Here is an 18,755-nt window from a genome sequence, read left to right on the forward strand (position 1 = left end):
GCAGGTCACGTCCAGACGCTAGAGCACTACCGACGGGTAGGCCGACGCGTGTCTCCCAGGTGAGAACGCCCCGCGCGTACCCTGGGTGGGTGCCTACCCAGCCCGCCGTCGCCTCGGTGACGAGCGTGCCCCCGCCGGCCTCGGAGGACCGCCGGCACCGCACCCGCAACTACCTGCTGACGATGGGGCTGCGCACCCTGTGCTTCGTCCTCGCCTTCTTCACCGAGGGCTGGGTGAGGTGGACGTGCGTCGCCCTCGCCGTGCTGCTCCCCTACTTCGCCGTCGTCCTCGCCAACGCGGTCGGCCCGCGCACCGGCACGCCGGGCCGCGCCGTGGACCGGGATCAGATCGCCCGATGAGCGTCACCGATCGCGACGCGCTCGTCTGCAGCGCGAAGGGGTGCCGGCTGGCCGCCGAGGCGGCCGTCGTCTGGCGCAACCCGCGGCTGCACGACGAGACGAGGCGCAAGGTCTGGTTGGCCTGCGCGGAGCACCGCCCGACACTGCGTGACTACCTCTCGCTGCGCGGGTTCCCGGTCGAGGTGGTCGGGCTCGACGCGATCCCCGAGGACGGTCGGTGAGCGCACGCCGCGCGCCGTGGTGCGTCGCGACGTGATCATCAGATCCTCAGCCGGGGATCCTCCGGGGTCTGCCGGCCCGACCAGGCCTCAGCCGGCAAGTGTGCCGGCGAAGATCTGCCAGGCCAGGGCGGACTTTGCCGTGAGGCTCAGAACGATGTAGGCCGTCTCGCCCGTGAGGTAGCTGCGGAACCGGCCGACCGGCCTGTACTGCAGCCACTGGACCAGGGCGAAGACGTTGAAGAAGAGGAACAGCGAGACGATGATCGCGTAGACGAAGCCGGGCGGCTCGGCGCCGCTCGACGACCCCGGCGCGATCGTGTAGAGGACGACTCCGACCCACGGGACGGTCCCGGCGAAGCAGCCGAAGATGAAGGGCAGCCACCCGCCATCGCCGGGCTGGTGGTACCTCTCCTGCAGCCAGCCGAAGAGGATCATCGAGGCGTTGACGCCGAAGAGCGCGACCAGCGCCACCACGTCGGAGATGCCGACCAGCTGGGCGATGATGACGATCATCAGCGAGCTGGACAGGGAGTACTCCACCCACCGGAAGTAGTTGTGCCCCTGGGCCAGCCCTGCGCGGTAGCGGCCGAATACCCCGGGCGAGGCGACGAGGAGATGGAAGATCGCCGAGAGCGCCAGGAAGGCCGCGATGGCCAGAGGCGTCGAGAGGTCCCAGAGCGTCACCTGCTCACCGGGAGGGGTGCCGGGCGGGCCGGACAGGTAGGTCGCGGTGACGGGCAGGGTGAAGTCGGTCGCCAGGGCGACGACAGCCACCGCCTGCGCGGCGTGCACCCCCGCGGCGATCCAGTTGAGGCTGCGCAGTCGCGCGACCCGTTGCCCGTCGGTCTGGGGGTCGCGCACGGTCGCTCCGTCTCGTTGATGCGGATGGGACTCGAGCCTAGCGCGCACGGTCACTCACGGGGGGTGCCGCCCAGGACCGGTGCGTATGCTGCGGTGCGGTCAGGAGACGGCCGCCCTCGACCCCCTGCGCGGGACGGCTGCAGCAGCGGTCCCGCTGCCATGTCGCTGGTCGACCACGCGAAGGAGTCTCATGAAGCTCGCGGTCAGTGCCGCCGTGCTCGTCGTCGTTCTTGCCTCCGTGTGGCTGGGAAGCTGGCAGTGGGACCGGTACGAGGCCAAGGCCGAGCGCAAGGACCGGGTCGAGCAGCACTACTCCGCAGATCCGGTGCCGGTCACCGAGGTGCTGACCTCCGAGCCCGTCCCCCTCGCCCGCGAGTGGACCCGCGTCGAGGCGCGGGGCGAGTACCTGCCCGACGACCTCCTCGTGCGCAACCGTCCCCGCGACGGGGTCTACGGCTACGAGGTGCTCCGTCGACTCGCCCTCGAGGACGGGTCGGTGCTCGTCGTCGACCGTGGCTGGGTGCCGAACTCCCCGCAGGGGGCCACCGTGCGCCCCGACGTTCCCACGCCACCGAGCGGCTCGGTGACCGTCACCGGCTGGGTCAAGCTCGGTGAGCCCTCGCTCGACCGTGACCCCATCGAGGGGCAGCTGTCGAGCATCAACCTCCAGGAGGCCGCCGCGGAGTGGGGCGGCACGAGCCTGCTCGGCGGTTACGTCGTGCGCCAGTCCGAGACGCCCGTCGCGGCGCAGACCCCTGCCGACCTCGACCGGCCCGACGTCGGCATCGGCCCGCACCTGGCGTACGCGATCCAGTGGTGGCTCGTGCCGCCGGCTGTCGTCGGCTTCGTCTGGGCCGCCGCTCGTCGCGAGAAGCGCGAGCGTCTCGCGAGCGCGCCGGCCCACGACCGCAGCGGCGCCGAGCCCTTCACGCCGCGGCCCAAGAAGGTCCGGGTCTGGGACGAGGAGGACGGCTAAGCAGTCCCTCAGGTCGACGCCGGCTCGGCGAACTGGGTCCGGTAGAGGTCGGCGTAGACGCCGCCCTCGGCGAGCAGCTCGTGGTGCGTGCCCCGCTGGACGATGCGCCCGGCGTCGACGACGAGGATCTGGTCGGCCTGCCGGATCGTGCTCAGCCGGTGCGCGATGACGATCGACGTACGACCGGTCAGGGCGACCTCGAGGGCCCGCTGGACCGCCGCCTCGGACTCGCTGTCGAGGTGCGCCGTGGCCTCGTCGAGGACGACGACGGCGGGGGCCTTGAGGAGGAGACGGGCGATCGCCAGGCGCTGCTTCTCGCCACCGGAGAGCCGGTGGCCGCGGTCGCCGACGACGGTGTCGAGTCCCGAGGGCAGCGACGCGACGAGGTGCCAGATCTGGGCGGCGCGCAGCGCCTCGACCATCTGCTCCTCCGTCGCGTCCGGGCAGGCGAAGAGCAGGTTGCCGCGGATCGTGTCGTGGAAGAGGTGGGCGTCCTGGGTGACCACGCCGACGGTGTCGCGCAGGGAGTCCAGCCGGGCCTCGCGCAGGTCGACGCCACCGATGCGCACGGCGCCACCGGTCGGGTCGTAGAGCCGCGCCACGAGCGAGGTGAGCGTCGTCTTGCCGGCGCCGCTCGGGCCGACGAGCGCGGTGAGCGTGCCCGAGGGTGCCGTGAAGGAGACCCGCTCGAGGATCGGCCCGGAGGCGAGCCGGTCCCCCGTGGCCCGGGCCTCGAGCGAGGCGAGCGAGATCTCGTCGGCCGAGGGGTAGGCGAAGGTCACGTCGTCGAGCTCGACGTCCAGCGCCGAGCCGGTCGGCAGCGCCCGCGCCTCCGGAGCCTCGACGACCGTGCTGCGCAGGTCGAGCACCTCGAAGAGCCGGGCGAAGGAGACCAGGGCCGTCATGATGTCGATCCGGACGTTGCTGATCGCCGTGAGCGGGCCGTAGAGCCGGGCGAGCAGCGCGGCCAGCGCGAGCAGGGTGCCGACGGTCAGCCCGCCCTCGACGGCCATGAGCCCACCGACGCCGTAGACCATCGCGGTCGCGAGCGAGGCGACGAGCGTGAGCAGCACCATGAAGACGCTGCGGTTGAGCGCGATCCGCACCCCGATGTCGCGCACCCGGGCGGCGCGGGTGTCGTACTCGGCGTGCTCGCGGGTGGGGTGGCCGAAGAGCTTGACGAGCAACGCGCCACCGACGTTGAAGCGCTCCGTCATCTGCGTGCCGAGGTCGGCGTTGAGCGACATCTGCTCCCCGGTCAGCCCGGCGAGCCGGCGCCCCATGAACCGGCCAGGGACGAGGAAGACGGGCACGAGGGCGAGCGAGGCGAGGGTGAGCTGCCACGACAGCGAGGCCATCGCACCGACGATGAGGACGAGCGAGATCGCGTTGCTCACGACGCTCGAGAGCACCGTCGTGAAGGCCTGCTGCGCCCCGATGACGTCGTTGTTGAGCCGGGAGACGAGCGCGCCGGTCTGGGCGCGGCTGAAGAAGGCGATCGGCTGACCGAGCACGTGCGCGAAGACCTGCGTGCGCAGCCGGTAGATCAGCCCCTCGCCGATCCGGCTGGAGAGCCAGCGCTGCATCAGGGTCGTCACGGCCTCGACGACGGCTACCGCGGCGACGAGCAGCGCGAGGGTCGTGACGACCTGCCGGTCCCCCGGGGTCACGCCGTCGTCGACGAGCCGCTGGAGGAGCAGCGGCGGCGCGACGACCGTCATCGACGAGATGGCGACGAGGACGAGGAAGCCGGTGATGAGGCCGCGCATCCCGCGGGCGTAGCCGAGGACCCGGCGTCCGGTGCCCTGCGGCAGCGTGACGTCCTTGATCCCCTCGCCCTTGGTCATCGAGCGCATGAGCGCCCAGCCGTTCGTCTGGCTCACGTGCCTGCCTCCCGGTGGTCCCCGGGCGACAACCGCGGGTCGTCGGCAGGCATTCCCGCACGGCGGGCCACGAGGGCGTCGAGGGCGTCGGTGCCGAGCAGCCCTCCCGGGGCGGCACGGCACCCGAGCCGGTCGGCGAGGACGGCCACCTTGTCGTGGAGCACCCCTTCGGCGAGGACGAAGGGGATGACGACGGGTGGGCCGGAGACGTGGAGGCCCGCGGTGGCGGGGGCCACCTCCGCGAGGGTGGTCGAGGACCAGCCGGCCGGACCGTGGTCGGCGAGCAGGCCGGCGAGGGTGGCGGCAGCCTGTCCGTCGGAGCTGCCTCCGGCGACGAGGAGGACGCGGTCCGCGGGGAGCCCGTGCTCGGTGAGCCGCTCGCGGCAGGCGTCGAGCAGGAGCGGGTCCGGGCCGAGCGAGTCGGTGACGGTGACTGCCGCTCCCCCGGCCGCGAGGTCGCGCGTGGCGGCCGGGACGTCGACGCGTGCGTGGTACGCGGGTGTGACGAGCATGGGGACGGCGACGACCTCACCGCTCAGTCCCGCCCCGAGGGTCGCCGGGGAGGGGTCGTCGGTCTCGAGGTAGGCGCAGCGCACGTCGGCGCCTCGCTGGGCGCGCAGCCGCTCCGCCTGGGCCTCGATCGCGTCCCGGTGTCGGGGGTCGGGCGACCCGTGGGCGAGGAGGACGACGGCGGGTCTCACCCGGTGGAGTCTGCCAGGAGCCGCGCGACCTGCTCCGGCACGGTGACGACCTCGCCGACGACGATGACGGCGGGTGCCTGCACCCCGGCGGCCTGCGCGTCGGCGGCGGCCGCCGCGAGCGTCGTGTGGGTGACCCGCTGCCCCTCCATCCAGCCGCGCTCGACGATGGCGACCGGCGTCTGCGGGCTGCGCCCGGCGGCGACGATCCGCTCGGCCGCGCTCGCGAGGGCGCTCACCCCCATGAGGAGGACCAGGGTCGCGTCCTGCGGCGCGTCACGCAGCCCGTCGAGGGCGGGGCCGGCGCCGTCGTGGCCGCTCGCGACGACGAAGGAGGTGGTCACGCCGCGGTGCGTCACGGGGATGCCCGCGGCGGCGGGGACCGCGACCGCGCTCGTGATGCCCGGCACCACCTCGACGGGGATCCCGTGCGCGGCGCAGTGCAGCGCCTCCTCTCCCCCCCGCCCGAGGACGAAGGGGTCGCCCCCCTTGAGCCGGACGACGAAGAGTCCTCGCTGGGCCCGGTCGACGAGGATCGCGTTGATCTGGTCCTGGGGCACGGGGTGCCGGTCCCGGTGCTTGCCGACGTCGACGACCTCTACGTGGCTGCCGAGGGTGTCGAGCAGCTGGACGGGTCCGAGCCGGTCAGTGACGACGACGTCGGCCTGGGCGAGCAGGTGCCGCCCGCGCACGGTGATGAGGTCGGGGGCGCCCGGTCCACCGCCGACGAGGGCGACGCGGCCGATGGTGGGGGTCTCCCCCTTCGTCCCTGCGGGACGGCGGGTGCGGGCCACGGGCAGGTCGCCGGCGGCCAGGCGGGCCCTGATGGCGTCGCGCAGCCGGGTCGAGCGGCGGGGGTCGGCTCCTCCGGTGACGGCGACGGTGACGCCCTCGGCCGGGCCGTCGCCACGGACGACGGCGGGGTTCCACGCGCGGGAGCGGGCGGCATCGTCGGCCCGGACGCACCAGACGCCTGCCTCGTCCGCCCAGGCGGCGACCGCGTCGTCGACCGCGGGGTCGCCGGTGGCCGTATGAGCGAGCCAGACCCGCTCGGTCAGGTCGTCAAGGGACGCCGCGTCCCAGCCCCGGCAGACCCAGCTCACGGCGCTCTCGCCACCCAGGCTCTCGTCGGCGAGGTCGAGGGCCACGACGAGGACCCGGGCGCCCGCCTCGAGGCAGGCGCGGGCCTTGCGGACCGCGACCGAGCCGCCGCCCACGACGAGGACGAGTCGGTCAGTGAGGTCCAGGCTCAGGGGGTAGGCGTCGCCGCTCACGTGTGCAGGCCGCACTCGACCTTGTCGCTGCCCGACCAGCGGCCGGCGCGAGGGTCCTCGCCCTCGGCGACCGGCCGGGTGCACGGCGCGCAGCCGATGGAGGCGTAACCGCTCTGCCGCAGCGGGTTGAGGAAGACCCCGTGCTCCTCGACATAGCGATCGACGTCGTCCTGCGTCCAGCCGGCGATCGGGTTGAGCTTGAGCATGGAGCGCTTGTCGTCCCAGCCGACGAGCTCGATGTCGGTGCGGGTCGGCGCGTCCTCGCGGCGCATGCCGGTGACCCAGGCGTCCTTGTCCTCGAGCGCGCGGTTGAGCGGCTCGACCTTGCGGATCGCGCAGCACAGGTTCGGGTCGCGGTCGTGCAGCCGCGGCCCGTGCTCGGCGTCCTGCTCGGGCACGGTGAGCAGCGGCAGGATCGTGCGGATCCGCACCGGCAGCATCGCCTCGTAGGCGTCCCGCGTGCCGAGCGTCTCGGCGAAGTGGTAGCCGGTGTCGAGGAAGAAGACGTCGGCGTCCGTGAGCGTGGTCCCGAGCAGGTGGACGAGCACCTCGTCGCCCATCGAGCTCGCGGTCGTCAGCTGGTCGCCGAAGGTCTCGTGCGCCCAGCGCAAGGCCTCGCGGGCCAGCTCGACCCGCCCCTCGTAGGTCTGGCCACGCTCGGCCTCGAGCGCCGCGAAGCGCTCGGTCACCTCGCGGGTCGTCGTCTCGTCGAGCACGCTCATCGCTGCTCCTCCCGCGTCACCGGGCCCGCCTCGGCGAGGTCGGTGCGGTGCAGCGTCACCGAGAAGACGCGCACGCACGACCCGCAGGCCCACGCGCCGCGCGGCTCCTCGACCGGCCGCAGGTCCTCCTCGGCGCAGAAGGGGCAGTGGTAGATCGGCTTGGCGCTCATCGCACGTCCTCCTCGTCGGCCCGGTGCGCCCAGGAGGCGAAGGACTCGCCCTGCTCGCGCTGGGCGAGGTAGGTGCGAGCGACCCGCTCGATGTAGTCTGGCAGCTCCTCGGCGGGGACCTTGAGTGCGCGCGTCTTGCGGGCGAGCGTCGTCTCCGCCCCGAGCGAGCCGCCCAGGTGGACCTGGAAGAGCTCGACGACCTGGCCGTCCTCCCCCTTCGCCACCATGCCCTTGAGGCCGATGTCGGCGGTCTGGGTCCGGGCGCACGAGTTCGGGCAACCGTTGACGTGGATCGAGAAGGGGACGTCCATCTCGGGCAGGCGACGCTCGAGCTCCTCGACGGTCCAGCGGGCCCGTGCCTTGGTCTCGGTGAGCGCCAGCTTGCAGAACTCGATCCCCGTGCATGCCATGACCCCGCGGCGCCACTCGCTCGGGCGGGCCGGGAGGCCGAGCCCGTCGAGGGTGCTCACGAGGGTCTCGGCGGCGTGGGGCTCGACGTCGAGGACGAGCAGCTTCTGGTGCGGCGTGAGCCGGATGCGCTGCGAGCCGGCGGCCTGCGCCGCGTCGGCCACGGCGTGCAGGATCTCGCCGGTCACCCGCCCCCCGATCGCGGCGACGCCGACCCAGACCTTGCCGTCCTGCTGCGGGTGGACCCCAACGTGGTCACGGCGCAGGGCGCCAGGTGCCTGCGGCGCGGGTCCGTCGGGCAGCGACCGGCCGAGGTAGTCCTGCTCGAGCACCTCGCGGAACCGCTCGGGCCCCCAGTCGGCGACGAGGAACTTCAGCCGGGCCCGGTTGCGCAGGCGGCGGTAGCCGTGGTCGCGGAAGATCCCGCAGACGCCGGCCCAGACCTCGGCGACCTCCTCGAGTCTCACGAAGGCGCCGAGCCGCTGGGCGAACATCGGGTTCGTCGAGAGCCCGCCGCCGACCCAGAGGTCGAATCCCGGGCCGAGCTCAGGGTGCTCGACACCGACGAAGGAGACGTCGTTGATCTCGTGGGCGACGTCGAGGCTCGGGCTGCCGGAGACCGCGGTCTTGAACTTGCGCGGCAGGTTGGAGAACTCCGGGCTGCCGAGGTACTTCGTGAGGATCTCCTCGATGGCCGGGGAGCCGTCGATGACCTCGTCGGCGGCGATGCCGGCGACCGGCGAGCCGAGGACGACCCGGGGCACGTCGCCGCACGCCTGGGTCGAACCGAGACCGACCGCCTCGAGGCGCGCCCAGATCTCCGGGACGTCCTCGACGCGGATCCAGTGGAGCTGGATGTTCTGCCGGTCGGAGATGTCCGCGGTCCCGCGGGCGAAATCGACGCTGATGCCGGCGACGGTGCGCAGCTGCTCGGTCGAGAGGGCGCCGCCGTCGGAGCGGATGCGCATCATGAAGTACTCGTCGTCGAGCCCGTCCTCGCCGGTGTGGCTGCCGTCGAGCCCTTGCCGGCGCTGGGTGTAGAGCCCCCACCACCGCATCCGACCGCTGAGGTCGTCCGGCGAGATCGAGGAGAAGCCCTCGCGGGAGTAGGTCTGGAGGATGCGCTGCCGGACGTTGAGCCCATCGTCCTCCTGCTTGAAGGCCTCGTTGTGGTTCAGCGGCGTCCGGTCACCGTCGGCCCACGCACCGGTGGCCTTGGTGCGGGTCGGTCGCTCGGGTCGGGTCGAGACAGTCACGGACGCATCGTAGATGTCTCGTTATGGATTCCATAACGCTGTCTTATATTTCGGAGATCGGTCAGGCGAGCGAGACGAGGTCGCGGTAGTCCGCGCCCCAGAGGTCCTCGACGCCGTCGGGCAGCAGGAGGATCCGCTCCGGCTGGAGGGCGTCGACCGCCCCCTCGTCGTGCGTCACGAGGACGACCGCCCCCTTGTACGTCGAGAGCGCACCGAGGATCTCCTCACGGCTCGCGGGGTCGAGGTTGTTCGTCGGCTCGTCGAGGAGCAGCACGTTGGCGCTGCTCACGACGAGCAGAGCCAGGGACAGCCTGGTCTTCTCACCGCCGGAGAGCACCCCCGCCGGCTTCTCCACGTCCTCGCCGGAGAAGAGGAAGGAGCCGAGCACCTTGCGCACGTCGGTCTCGCCGAGCTCGGGGGCCGCCGACTTCATGTTGTCGAGGACGGATCGCTCGACGTCGAGGTTCTCGTGCTCCTGGGCGTAGTAGCCGAGCTTGAGCCCGTGGCCGGGCTCGACCTGCCCGGTGTCGGGGGCGTCGACCCCGGCGAGCATGCGCAGCAGCGTCGTCTTGCCCGCGCCGTTGAGACCGAGCACGACGACCCTGCTCCCGCGGTCGATCGCGAGGTCGACGTCGGTGAAGATCTCCTGGCTGCCGTAGCTCCGGGAGAGCCCGGTCGCGCGCAGCGGGGTCTTGCCGCAGGGTGCGGGATCAGGGAAGCGCAGCTTGGCGACCTTGTCCTGGGTCCGCTCCCCCTCGACCCCCGCGAGCATCCGCTCGGCCCGCCGGATCATCTGCTGAGCAGCGACCGCCTTGGTCGCCTTGGCGCGCATCTTCTCCGCCTGCTCCATGAGGGCGCCGGCCTTCTTCTGCGCGTTGGCGAGCTCTCGCTTGCGGCGCCGCTCGTCGGTCTCGCGGGCCTGCAGGTAGGCCCGCCAGCCCATGTTGTACTGGTCGAGCTCGCACCGGTTCGCGTCGAGGTGGAAGACCCGGTTGACGACGACCTCGAGCAGGTCGACGTCGTGGCTGATGATGATCAGCCCGCCCTTGTAGCCCTTGAGGTGGTCGCGCAGCCAGACGATCGAGTCCGCATCGAGGTGGTTCGTCGGCTCGTCGAGCAGAAGCGTCTCGGCCCCGCTGAAGAGGATCCGGGCGAGCTCGACCCGGCGGCGCTGACCGCCGGAGAGGGTCTCGAGCGGCTGGTCCATCCGATGGGTCTCGATCCCCAGGGCCTGGGCGATCGAGCCGGCCTCGGACTCGGCCGCGTACCCGCCGGCGGCGTCGAACTCTGCGTCGAGCCGCGAGTAGGCCCGCATCGCCTTCTCCATCGTCTCCGGGTCGGCGCTGGCCATCCGCTTCTCGGCGAGCGAGCGCTCGGTGACGATCGTGTCCAGCCCGCGGGCCGAGAGGATCCGCTGCCGGGCGGTGATCGTCAGGTCACCGGTGCGCGGGTCCTGCGGCAGGTAGCCCACCTCGCCGCCGGAGTGGACGGTGCCCGAGGCCGCCTGGGCCTGGCCCGCGATGACCTTGGTGAGCGTCGTCTTGCCGGCGCCGTTGCGCCCGACGAGACCGACCCGGTCGCCGGCCGCGACCCGGAAGCTCGCGTCCTCGAGGAGGATGCGAGAGCCGGCTCGCAGCTCGACGGACGTGGCGGTGATCATGGCTCTCCTGGCGAGGGGACGAAGGGGTGTGGCCTGGGGTGCTCGTTCATCTCGCCCGGGCGGTGCAGGCAGTTAGTCTAATGCGGACAATCGGCGGGCGGTCGCCGGCACAGCGGCGCCGCCCCGGCACTCGGAGGCACCTCCAGCATGAGCTTCAACGACAACGCCTCGCTCGACACCTCACGGATGGGTGGCGGGGGTGGTGGCGGAGGACGCGGTCCGGTCGTGGCTGGGGGTGGACTCCTGGGCCTCATCGTCCTCGTCCTCAGCCTCTTCTTCGGCGGAGGTCTGCCCGGCGGTGACGACCCCTCCGCGCCGGGCCAGGGGGGCCAGGCGCAGGGGGGCAACGACTTCGAGCACTGCAGGACCGGCGCGGACGCGAACAAGTACGACGACTGCCGCATGGTCGGGGGCGAGAACAGCCTCAACGGGTACTGGAAGAGCCAACCGGACCTCGCGCGGGACCTCGAGCAGGCCGGCGCCCAGTTCCGCGGGCCCGCGAAGACAGTCATCTACTCCGGGGTGACCCAGTCCCGGTGCGGCACGGCGAGCAACCAGATCGGCCCCTTCTACTGCCCGCTCGACGAGTCGATCTTCATCGACCCGGACTTCTTCCAGACGATGGAGCAGCAGCTCGGCGCGGAGAACAAGCCGCTCGCCCAGCTCTACGTCCTCGCCCACGAGTACGGCCACCACATCCAGAACCTCTACGGCATCCTCGAGGAGTCGCAGAAGGACCCGAAGGGCCCCGACTCGGGTGCGGTCCGGGTCGAGCTCATGGCCGACTGCATGGCGGGCATGTGGGTCCGTCACGCGAGCCAGACCACGGACAAGGACGGCAACGCGCTGCTCAAGGAGCCGTCCGAGCAGGAGATCCGGGATGCGCTCTCGGCGGCCAAGTCGGTCGGTGACGACACGATCCAGCGGCGCTCCGGCGGCGGGGTCAACCCCGACCAGTGGACGCACGGATCGTCCCGGGCCCGCCAGACGTGGTTCCTCAAGGGCTACCAGGGGCAGAGCCTCAACGAGTGCGACACCTTCGAGGTGCGGGACCCTGAGAACGTCTGAGCGCTAGCCCGGATCCAGGATGCTGACCCGCACCGCCACGGTGCGGGTCAGCGCCGTCTCGAGGACCTGCCGGGTCGGGTCGGGCAGGTCGTAGAGCTCGCGCCGCGGCAGCTCCCGAAGGGGTGCCAGCCGCGGGTCCTCGAGGAGCTCGGCGACGAGCCGGCGGTCCCCGCCGACGCCGAGCCCCGCTGGGAGCGTGGGGAGCAGGATCTGCACGACCATCTCCCGCGCGCGCTCGACGACCTCGTCGGTCTGGTGGCCGCGCCGTCGTGCGTACCGCTGCTGGCTCCAGCCGCCCTTCTTCGTCCGCCCCTGGACGTGGGCGGTCCCGACCTTGGACTCGACCAGCTCGCCACCGACCGCACGGCCGACGGCGTACCCACCGCGCCGGAGCAGCACGATCCCCAGCGGGTCGTGGTCGAAGGTCCCGACCGCGACGACCCGCTGGGGATCCTGGACGTCCGCGTTGCGCTGCTCGAAACGGGCGCGCCAGGCCGGGTAGCGCGAGGGGGCGACCTCGACGACGCGCGCCGCGCTCACCCCTGCGTCCCCGGCCGGGTCAGATGTTGAAGCCGAGGGCGCGCAGCTGCTCGCGGCCGTCGTCGGTGATCTTGTCCGGGCCCCACGGCGGCATCCAGACCCAGTTGATCCGGTGGCCGGCGACGAGGTCCTCGACCGCCTGGGCGACCTGGTCCTCGATGACGTCGGTGAGCGGGCAGGCCGCCGAGGTGAGGGTCATGTCGACGACCGCGTGGTTCTGCGGGTCGACGGTGATGCCGTAGACGAGGCCGAGGTCGACGACGTTGATCCCGAGCTCGGGGTCGACGACGTCGCGCAGGGCCTCCTCGACGTCCGCGACGTTGGCGGGGGTCTGGGTATCGGTCACTTCTGCTCTCCTTCGCTCGCAGCGAGGTCGACGCCGGCCTGGGCCAGCGCGTCGGTCAGGGCCATCCAGCCGAGGAGCGCGCACTTGACGCGCGCCGGGTACTTCGCGACGCCGGCCAGGGCGACGCCGTCGCCGATGACCTCCTCGTCGCCGGGGTCCTCCCCCTTGCTCGTGAGCATCTCCCGCATCGCCGCGTGGGTGCGCAGCGCGTGCGCGACGTCCTCGCCGGTGACCTCGGTCGCGAGGATCGAGGTCGAGGCCGTCGAGATCGAGCAGCCGGTGGCGTCGTAGGAGATGTCGGAGATCGTCGCGTCGGGCCCGGTGCCGTCGAGGTGGACCCGCAGGGTCACCTCGTCGCCGCACGTCGGGTTGACGTGGTGCACCTGCGCATCGTGCCCCTCGCGCAGCCCGGCGCCGTGGGGGCGCTTGCTGTGCTCGAGGATGAGCTCCTGGTAGAGGTCCATCAGGCGTCGTCCTTCTCTGACGTCGGGTGGGGGGTGTCGACGTCGAGCCCGAAGATCGTCGGGATCCGGTCGAGCGCGGCGAAGAAGGTCTCGATCTCGGCCGGGGTGTTGTAGACGGCGAGCGAGACCCGGGCCGAGGCGGTGACGCCGAGGCGGCGGTGCAGCGGCCACGCGCAGTGGTGGCCGACGCGGACCGCGACACCGGAGTCGTCGAGGATCTGGCCGACGTCGTGGGCGTGCACGCCCTCGACATCGAAGGCGATGGCGGCGCCGCGGTGGACGAGGTCGGTCGGGCCGAGCACCCGCACCCACGGCCGGGCGGCGAGCCCGTCGAGGACGAGCCGGGTCAGGGCCTGCTCGTGCGAGGCGATCCGGTCGAGACCGATGTCGTCCACCCAGCGCAGCGCGGCGGCGAGGCCGACGGCCTGGCTCGTCATCGGCACGCCCGCCTCGAATCGGGTCGGTGGCGGGGCGTACGTCGAGCGCTCCATGTGGACCGTCTCGATCATCGAGCCGCCGGTGATGAAGGGCGGCATGCCCGCGAGCAGCTCACGCCGCCCCCAGAGCACCCCGATGCCGGACGGGCCGTAGACCTTGTGCCCGGAGAACGCGAGGAAGTCCGCGCCGAGCGTGCCGACGTCGAGCCGCAGGTGCGGCGCCGACTGGCAGGCGTCGACGACGACGAGCGCGCCGACGGCGTGCGCGGCGTCGGCGACCTCTCGGACCGGGTTCACCGTGCCGAGGACGTTGCTCACGTGGGTCAGCGCGACGACCTTGGTCCGCTCGGTGAGCAGCTCGTCGAGGTCAGAGAGGTCGAGCCGGCCCTCGTCGGTGACGCCGAGCCAGCGCAGCGTCGCGCCGGTGCGGCGGCACAGCTCCTGCCACGGCACGAGGTTGGCGTGGTGCTCCATCTCGGTGACGAGCACCTCGTCGCCGGGGCCGAGGAGGAATCGCTCGTGACCCGGCAGGTCGCTCCACGCGCTGTTGCTGAAGGCGTAGGCGACGAGGTTGAGCGCCTCGGTCGCGTTCTTCGTGAAGACGATCTCGTCGTCGTCGGCGCCGATGAAGCGGGCCACGGTCGCCCGCGCGTCCTCGTAGGCCTCGGTGGCCTCCTCGGAGAGCGCGTGGGCCCCGCGGTGCGGGGCCGAGTTGGCCGTCGTGAGGAACTCGCGCTCGGCGTCGAGGACGAGCAGCGGCTTGTGCGAGGTCGCGCCCGAGTCGAGGTAGTCCAGCGCCCGGGCGTCGCGGACCGTGCGCGCGAGGATGGGGAACTGGCCGCGGATCGCGGCCAGCTCCTCCTCGGCGAGCAGGTCTGCGCTCATCAGGCCCCCGCGGTGACGAAGCGGTCGTAGCCGTTGGCCTCGAGGTCGTCGGCGAGCTCGGGGCCGCCCTGCTCGGCGATCTTGCCGTCGACGAAGACGTGGACGTGCTGCGGCTGGATGTAGCGCAGGATCCGCGTGTAGTGGGTGATGAGGAGGACACCGGCGCCGGTGGACTCCTTGGCGCGGTTGACGCCCTCGGAGACGACCCGTAGCGCGTCGACGTCGAGGCCGGAGTCGGTCTCGTCGAGGACGGCGAACTTCGGCTCGAGGAGCTCCATCTGGAGGATCTCGTGGCGCTTCTTCTCACCGCCGGAGAAGCCCTCGTTGACGTTGCGCTCGGCGAAGGCCGCGTCCATCTTCAGGCCCTCCATGGCGCCCTTGACGTCCTTGACCCACGTGCGCAGCTTGGGGGCCTCGCCGGAGATCGCGGTCTTGGCAGTGCGGAGGAAGTTGCTCACCGTCACGCCGGGGACCTCGACGGGGTACTGCATCGCGAGGAAGAGCCCGGCGCGGGCCCGCTCGTCGACGGACATCGCGAGGACGTCCTCGCCGTCGAGGGTGACGGTGCCGGAGGTCACGGTGTACTTGGGGTGACCGGCGATCGAGTAGGCGAGGGTGGACTTGCCGGACCCGTTGGGGCCCATGATCGCGTGGGTCTCGCCGCTGTTGATGGTCAGCGTGACGCCCTTGAGGATCTCCTTGGGGCCGTCCTCGGTGTCGACGCTGACGTGCAGGTCGCGGATCTCGAGCGTGCTCATCTGGTGTCTCTCACTTCTCTTCTGCGAAGGGGGGATGTCTGGCGGGTCAGCGGCCGGCGGCGAGGGCGACGTAGACCTCGCCCGCGTCGTCGACGGTGACCTGGTGGACGGCCACGGGGACCGTCGCGGGGAGGTTGGCGGGGTCGCCGGTGCGGACGTCGAAGACCGAGCCGTGGAGCCAGCACTCGAGCATGCAGCCGGTGAGCTCACCCTCGGCGAGCGAGACGTTGGCGTGCGTGCAGGTGTCGTCGATGGCGTGGATCTCGCCGTCTTCGGTGCGCACGATCGCGACGAGGCGGCCCTCGATCTGGGCCTGGGCCGCGCCGACCGCGGGCAGGTCGCCCTCGTGGCAGACGTGGACCGGCTCGCCGTAGGCGCTCTGGGGCTGCGCCGTCATCGGGCGAGCTCCACGCCCGCCAGCTCGCCGTCGATGGCCGCCATGATCCGCTCGGTGACCTCGGGCAGGCCGACGCGCTGGACGATGCTCGCGAAGAAGCCGCGGACGACGAGACGACGGGCCTCGTCCTCGGGGATGCCCCGGGACATGAGGTAGAAGAGGTGCAGGTCGTCGAAGCGCCCGGTCGTGGACGCGTGCCCTGCCCCCTCGATCTCGCCGGTCTCGATCTCGAGGTTCGGCACCGAGTCGGCGCGGGCGCCGTCGGTGAGCACGAGGTTGCGGTTGAGCTCGTAGGTGTCGGTGCCCTCGGCGGCCGCGCGGATGAGGACGTCGCCGACCCAGACCGAGCGGGCGGTCTCGCCCTGGAGGGCGCCCTTGTACTCGACGTTGCTCTTGCAGTGCGGCGCCTCGTGGTCGACGAAGAGCCGGTGCTCGAGGTGCTGGCCGGCGTCGGCGAAGTACACGCCGAGACCCTCGAAGGACCCGCCGGGCCCCGCGTAGGTCGCGTTGGTGCTCAGCCGGACGACCCCGCCGCCGAGGGTGATGGCGATGTGCCGCACGCGGGCGTCGCGGCCGACGACGACGTCGTGCTGGCCGAGGTGCTGGGCGGTGTCGTCCCACTCCTGGGTCGTGACGAGGGTGACGTCGGCGCCGTCGCCGGTGACGACGGTGAGCTGCTCGGTGTAGCGGGCAGAGCCGGCGTGCTCGACGATGACCGTCGCGCGGGCGAAGCGGCCGACGCGCACGAGGACGTGCCCGTGGACGACCTTGTCGTCCGCGCCGGTGAGGCGGACGCGCACCGGCTCGGTGAGCTCGGCCTCGGCCGGCACGTCGATGACGGCCACGCCACCGCTGTGCGCGGCGGCGAGGACCGCGGCGCGGTCGGACGGCTTGGGCAGGTCGAGCGCGCGCCAGTCCTCGACGCTCATCGTCGAGAGGGTCACGCCCTGCGGCAGCGACTCCTCCCACTCGAGGCACTCGCCCGTGGCCTCGTCCGCGAGGATCGCGGACAGGTCACCGACGGGGGTGAAGCGCCAGTCCTCCTCGCGGCCCGAGGGCAGCGGGAAGTCGGCGACGTCGTAGGACTGCGTCCGCTCGGCGCGCGACTGGTCCGGCACGAAGGCCTCGGCACTGTGGGTGTGGGCCTGCTGGCCCGGGTTCTGCGTCAGCAGGCTCATCAGCCGACGGCTCCTTCCATCTGCAGCTCGATGAGGCGGTTCAGCTCGAGGGCGTACTCCATCGGCAGCTCCTTGGCGATCGGCTCGACGAAGCCGCGCACGATCATCGCCATCGCCTCCTCCTCGCTCATCCCGCGGGACATGAGGTAGAAGAGCTGGTCGTCGGAGACCTTCGAGACGGTCGCCTCGTGGCCCATCTGCACGTCGTCCTCACGGACGTCGACGTAGGGGTAGGTGTCGGAGCGGCTGATCGTGTCGACGAGCAGCGCGTCGCAGACGACCGAGCTCTTCGAGCCGGTCGCGCCCTCGAGGACCTGGATGAGGCCCCGGTACGAGGTCCGGCCGCCACCGCGGGCGACGGACTTGCTGACGATCGAGCTCGACGTGTTCGGCGCGGCGTGGACCATCTTGGCCCCGGCGTCCTGGTGCTGGCCCTCGCCGGCGAAGGCGATCGAGAGGGTCTCCCCCTTCGCGTGCTCCCCCATGAGGAAGCAGGCCGGGTACTTCATCGTCACCTTGGAGCCGATGTTGCCGTCGACCCACTCCATCGTGCCGCCCTCGGCGACCGTGGTGCGCTTGGTCACGAGGTTGTACACGTTGTTCGACCAGTTCTGGATCGTCGTGTACCGCACGCGGGCGTTCTTCTTCACGACGATCTCGACGACCGCGGAGTGCAGCGAGTCGGTCTTGTAGATCGGGGCGGTGCAGCCCTCGACGTAGTGGACGTAGGAGCCCTCGTCGGCGATGATCAGCGTCCGCTCGAACTGGCCCATGTTCTCCGTGTTGATGCGGAAGTAGGCCTGGAGCGGGATGTCGACGTGCACGCCCGGCGGGACGTAGATGAAGGAGCCGCCGGACCACACGGCCGTGTTGAGCGCGGAGAACTTATTGTCGCCGGCCGGGATCACGGTGCCGAAGTACTCGCGGAAGAGGTCCTCGTGCTCGCGCAGGCCGGTGTCGGTGTCGACGAAGATGACGCCCTTCTCCTCCAGGTCCTCACGGATCTGGTGGTAGACGACCTCCGACTCGTACTGCGCGGCGACGCCGGCGACGAGGCGCTGCTTCTCCGCCTCGGGGATGCCGAGCCGGTCGTAGGTGTTCTTGATGTCCTCGGGCAGGTCCTCCCAGCTGGTGGCCTGCTTCTCCGTGGACTTCACGAAGTACTTGATGTTCTGGAAGTCGATGCCGGTGAGGTCGCTGCCCCAGCTCGGCATGGGCTTCTTGTCGAAGAGGCCGAGGGCCTTGCGGCGCAGCGCGAGCATCCACTCGGGCTCGTTCTTGCGCGCCGAGATGTCGTCGACGACGGCCTGGCTCAGACCACGCTGCGCGGAGGCGCCGGCGGTGTCGGAGTCGGCCCAGCCGTACTCGTAGCGGCCGATGTCCTTCAGGCCTGGGTTGAGGTCTTCGATGTTCGTGGTCATCGCGAGCGCCTCTCTCTGGTGGTCGGTGGACGGTGGGTGGACGAAGGGGGTGGTGCGGGCGAGGGGGTGGGGACGAAGGTCGTGCAGACGTGGTCACCCTGCGCGAGGGTGGCCAGCCGTTGGACGTGGACGCCGAGGAGGCGGGAGAACGCCTCGGTCTCGGCATCGCACAGCTCGGGGAACTCCGAGGCCACGTGCTGCACCGGGCAGTGACCCTGGCACAGCTGGACGCCGGTGAGGCCACCGGCCCCGACGGGGCGGGCGGTGGCGGCGTAGCCGTCGCGCCGCAGCGCGGCAACGAGCGCCTCTGTCCGGGCCGCGGGGTCCTCGCCCGCGGCGTCGATCTCGTCGGCGTAGCGCTCCTCGAGACGCGCGACGCGGCTGCGGGCGAAGTCGGTGACGGCGTCGTCGCCGGCGGCCTCGCGCAGGAAGCGGACTGCGTCCGCGGCGAGCACGTCGTAGCCCGCGGGGAGCACGTCGTGACCGGCCTCGGTGACGACCCACTCGCGGGCGGGGCGGCCGCGGCCGCGCTTGCCGGCGGCGGGCTCGCGGTCCTCGACGACGCCGTCGGCGGCGAGCTGGTCGAGGTGACGGCGCACGCCGGGCGGGGTGAGGCCGAGGTCCGCGGCGATCCTGGCCGCGGAGATCGGGCCGTGCTGGCTGACCGCCGCGAGCACCCGGTCTCGGGTGCGCGGATCCGTCTCGGCGGTGCCGAGGTCGGGCGCCTGGCCGGCGCGGCGAACATTAACCACACGGCAACGTTACGTAAATGC

The 18,755-nt window shown here is 71.9% G+C and carries 21 protein-coding genes; 4 read left to right on the plus strand and 17 right to left on the minus strand.

All coding sequences use genetic code 11. The features are described from left to right. Positions 1–89: 89 nt before the first annotated feature. Positions 90–359 carry a DUF3099 domain-containing protein gene (locus tag JNO54_RS14995; RefSeq protein WP_204143734.1) on the plus strand — a complete coding sequence of 90 codons (270 nt, stop codon included), beginning with the start codon at positions 90–92 and terminating at the stop codon, positions 357–359. Further along, a complete protein-coding gene (locus JNO54_RS09805; protein WP_204143735.1) occupies positions 356–580 on the plus strand; it encodes a hypothetical protein in 225 nt (74 codons plus the stop codon). Before JNO54_RS14995 ends, JNO54_RS09805 begins: the two co-directional genes overlap by 4 nt. 87 nt (positions 581–667) lie before the next feature. On the opposite strand, the gene heR is transcribed toward JNO54_RS09805, so the two are convergent. Continuing rightward, positions 668–1,441 carry a heliorhodopsin HeR gene (gene heR, locus JNO54_RS09810; RefSeq protein WP_204143736.1) on the minus strand — a complete coding sequence of 258 codons (774 nt, stop codon included), beginning with the start codon at positions 1,439–1,441 and terminating at the stop codon, positions 668–670. A gap of 190 nt (positions 1,442–1,631) precedes the next feature. On the opposite strand from heR, the gene JNO54_RS09815 reads away from it, so the two are divergent. Continuing rightward, positions 1,632–2,417 (plus strand): SURF1 family cytochrome oxidase biogenesis protein, encoded by a 786-nt coding sequence (locus JNO54_RS09815; RefSeq protein ID WP_233703225.1) that lies wholly within the window; start codon positions 1,632–1,634, stop codon positions 2,415–2,417. Between the two features lie 8 nt (positions 2,418–2,425). Here JNO54_RS09815 and JNO54_RS09820 read toward each other — a convergent pair whose 3' ends face one another. The 7 genes from JNO54_RS09820 to JNO54_RS09850 all read right to left on the minus strand — a co-directional run bounded on the left by JNO54_RS09820 (position 2,426) and on the right by JNO54_RS09850 (position 10,488). After that, a complete protein-coding gene (locus JNO54_RS09820) occupies positions 2,426–4,273 on the minus strand; it encodes an ABC transporter ATP-binding protein (RefSeq protein ID WP_204144653.1) in 1,848 nt (615 codons plus the stop codon). A 23-nt stretch (positions 4,274–4,296) separates the two neighbouring features. After that, positions 4,297–5,001, minus strand: a complete 705-nt coding sequence (locus JNO54_RS09825; protein WP_204143737.1) for a sirohydrochlorin chelatase — start codon at positions 4,999–5,001, stop codon at positions 4,297–4,299. Next, positions 4,998–6,272, minus strand: a complete 1,275-nt coding sequence (gene cobA / locus JNO54_RS09830) for a uroporphyrinogen-III C-methyltransferase (protein WP_204143738.1) — start codon at positions 6,270–6,272, stop codon at positions 4,998–5,000. The genes JNO54_RS09825 and cobA overlap by 4 nt, the downstream gene beginning before the upstream one ends. Further along, complete coding sequence (locus JNO54_RS09835) at positions 6,269–6,994, minus strand: phosphoadenylyl-sulfate reductase (protein WP_204143739.1); 726 nt, start codon at positions 6,992–6,994, stop codon at positions 6,269–6,271. Before JNO54_RS09835 ends, cobA begins: the two co-directional genes overlap by 4 nt. Beyond that, on the minus strand, positions 6,991–7,164 hold the full coding sequence (locus JNO54_RS09840; protein WP_204143740.1) for a hypothetical protein: 174 nt from the start codon (positions 7,162–7,164) through the stop codon (positions 6,991–6,993). The genes JNO54_RS09835 and JNO54_RS09840 overlap by 4 nt, the downstream gene beginning before the upstream one ends. Next, positions 7,161–8,828 (minus strand): nitrite/sulfite reductase, encoded by a 1,668-nt coding sequence (locus JNO54_RS09845; protein ID WP_307818156.1) that lies wholly within the window; start codon positions 8,826–8,828, stop codon positions 7,161–7,163. The genes JNO54_RS09840 and JNO54_RS09845 overlap by 4 nt, the downstream gene beginning before the upstream one ends. 61 nt (positions 8,829–8,889) lie before the next feature. Beyond that, entirely contained in the window at positions 8,890–10,488 is a 1,599-nt protein-coding gene (locus tag JNO54_RS09850; RefSeq protein ID WP_204143741.1) for an ABC-F family ATP-binding cassette domain-containing protein, read from the minus strand. Positions 10,489–10,635: 147 nt separating this feature from the next. Here JNO54_RS09850 and ypfJ point away from each other — a divergent pair, with 147 nt between their 5' ends. Further along, positions 10,636–11,556, plus strand: coding sequence for a KPN_02809 family neutral zinc metallopeptidase (gene ypfJ, locus JNO54_RS09855; RefSeq protein ID WP_204143742.1), 921 nt, complete (start codon positions 10,636–10,638; stop codon positions 11,554–11,556). Between the two features lie 3 nt (positions 11,557–11,559). Here ypfJ and JNO54_RS09860 read toward each other — a convergent pair whose 3' ends face one another. From JNO54_RS09860 to JNO54_RS09900, 9 genes are read right to left on the minus strand one after another with little or no spacing between them, the layout of a single operon-like run. Further along, positions 11,560–12,096 (minus strand): acVLRF1 family peptidyl-tRNA hydrolase, encoded by a 537-nt coding sequence (locus JNO54_RS09860; protein ID WP_204143743.1) that lies wholly within the window; start codon positions 12,094–12,096, stop codon positions 11,560–11,562. A gap of 19 nt (positions 12,097–12,115) precedes the next feature. Next, entirely contained in the window at positions 12,116–12,442 is a 327-nt protein-coding gene (locus tag JNO54_RS09865) for a metal-sulfur cluster assembly factor (RefSeq protein WP_204143744.1), read from the minus strand. Then, positions 12,439–12,906 (minus strand): Fe-S cluster assembly sulfur transfer protein SufU, encoded by a 468-nt coding sequence (sufU, locus tag JNO54_RS09870; protein ID WP_204143745.1) that lies wholly within the window; start codon positions 12,904–12,906, stop codon positions 12,439–12,441. The genes JNO54_RS09865 and sufU overlap by 4 nt, the downstream gene beginning before the upstream one ends. After that, complete coding sequence (locus tag JNO54_RS09875) at positions 12,906–14,228, minus strand: aminotransferase class V-fold PLP-dependent enzyme (protein WP_204143746.1); 1,323 nt, start codon at positions 14,226–14,228, stop codon at positions 12,906–12,908. The genes sufU and JNO54_RS09875 overlap by 1 nt, the downstream gene beginning before the upstream one ends. Next, positions 14,228–14,986: a Fe-S cluster assembly ATPase SufC gene (sufC, locus tag JNO54_RS09880; protein WP_204143747.1), complete on the minus strand. Its 759-nt coding sequence runs from the start codon at positions 14,984–14,986 to the stop codon at positions 14,228–14,230. Before sufC ends, JNO54_RS09875 begins: the two co-directional genes overlap by 1 nt. 46 nt (positions 14,987–15,032) lie before the next feature. Continuing rightward, positions 15,033–15,383 (minus strand): non-heme iron oxygenase ferredoxin subunit, encoded by a 351-nt coding sequence (locus JNO54_RS09885; RefSeq protein WP_204143748.1) that lies wholly within the window; start codon positions 15,381–15,383, stop codon positions 15,033–15,035. Next, a complete protein-coding gene (gene sufD, locus JNO54_RS09890; protein WP_204143749.1) occupies positions 15,380–16,561 on the minus strand; it encodes a Fe-S cluster assembly protein SufD in 1,182 nt (393 codons plus the stop codon). The genes JNO54_RS09885 and sufD overlap by 4 nt, the downstream gene beginning before the upstream one ends. Further along, positions 16,561–17,982 (minus strand): Fe-S cluster assembly protein SufB, encoded by a 1,422-nt coding sequence (sufB, locus tag JNO54_RS09895; RefSeq protein WP_204143750.1) that lies wholly within the window; start codon positions 17,980–17,982, stop codon positions 16,561–16,563. The genes sufD and sufB overlap by 1 nt, the downstream gene beginning before the upstream one ends. Further along, positions 17,979–18,734 carry a helix-turn-helix transcriptional regulator gene (locus JNO54_RS09900; protein WP_204143751.1) on the minus strand — a complete coding sequence of 252 codons (756 nt, stop codon included), beginning with the start codon at positions 18,732–18,734 and terminating at the stop codon, positions 17,979–17,981. Before JNO54_RS09900 ends, sufB begins: the two co-directional genes overlap by 4 nt. Positions 18,735–18,755 lie beyond the last annotated feature (21 nt).

The sequence above is a fragment of the Janibacter endophyticus genome (assembly GCF_016888335.1).
Classification (GTDB): Bacteria; Actinomycetota; Actinomycetes; order Actinomycetales; family Dermatophilaceae; genus Marihabitans; species Marihabitans endophyticum.

Coding starts and splice junctions, on each gene's coding strand:
- JNO54_RS09815 (WP_233703225.1), top strand. CDS start 1,632: ATGAAGCTCGCGGTCAGTGCCGCCGTGCTCGTCGTCGTTCTTGCCTCC.
- JNO54_RS09805 (WP_204143735.1), top strand. CDS start 356: ATGAGCGTCACCGATCGCGACGCGCTCGTCTGCAGCGCGAAGGGGTGC.
- sufB (WP_204143750.1), bottom strand. CDS start 17,982: ATGACCACGAACATCGAAGACCTCAACCCAGGCCTGAAGGACATCGGC.
- JNO54_RS09820 (WP_204144653.1), bottom strand. CDS start 4,273: ATGCGCTCGATGACCAAGGGCGAGGGGATCAAGGACGTCACGCTGCCG.
- sufU (WP_204143745.1), bottom strand. CDS start 12,906: ATGGACCTCTACCAGGAGCTCATCCTCGAGCACAGCAAGCGCCCCCAC.
- JNO54_RS09875 (WP_204143746.1), bottom strand. CDS start 14,228: ATGAGCGCAGACCTGCTCGCCGAGGAGGAGCTGGCCGCGATCCGCGGC.
- sufD (WP_204143749.1), bottom strand. CDS start 16,561: ATGAGCCTGCTGACGCAGAACCCGGGCCAGCAGGCCCACACCCACAGT.
- JNO54_RS09835 (WP_204143739.1), bottom strand. CDS start 6,994: ATGAGCGTGCTCGACGAGACGACGACCCGCGAGGTGACCGAGCGCTTC.
- sufC (WP_204143747.1), bottom strand. CDS start 14,986: ATGAGCACGCTCGAGATCCGCGACCTGCACGTCAGCGTCGACACCGAG.
- JNO54_RS09840 (WP_204143740.1), bottom strand. CDS start 7,164: ATGAGCGCCAAGCCGATCTACCACTGCCCCTTCTGCGCCGAGGAGGAC.
- ypfJ (WP_204143742.1), top strand. CDS start 10,636: ATGAGCTTCAACGACAACGCCTCGCTCGACACCTCACGGATGGGTGGC.
- JNO54_RS09885 (WP_204143748.1), bottom strand. CDS start 15,383: ATGACGGCGCAGCCCCAGAGCGCCTACGGCGAGCCGGTCCACGTCTGC.
- JNO54_RS09850 (WP_204143741.1), bottom strand. CDS start 10,488: ATGATCACCGCCACGTCCGTCGAGCTGCGAGCCGGCTCTCGCATCCTC.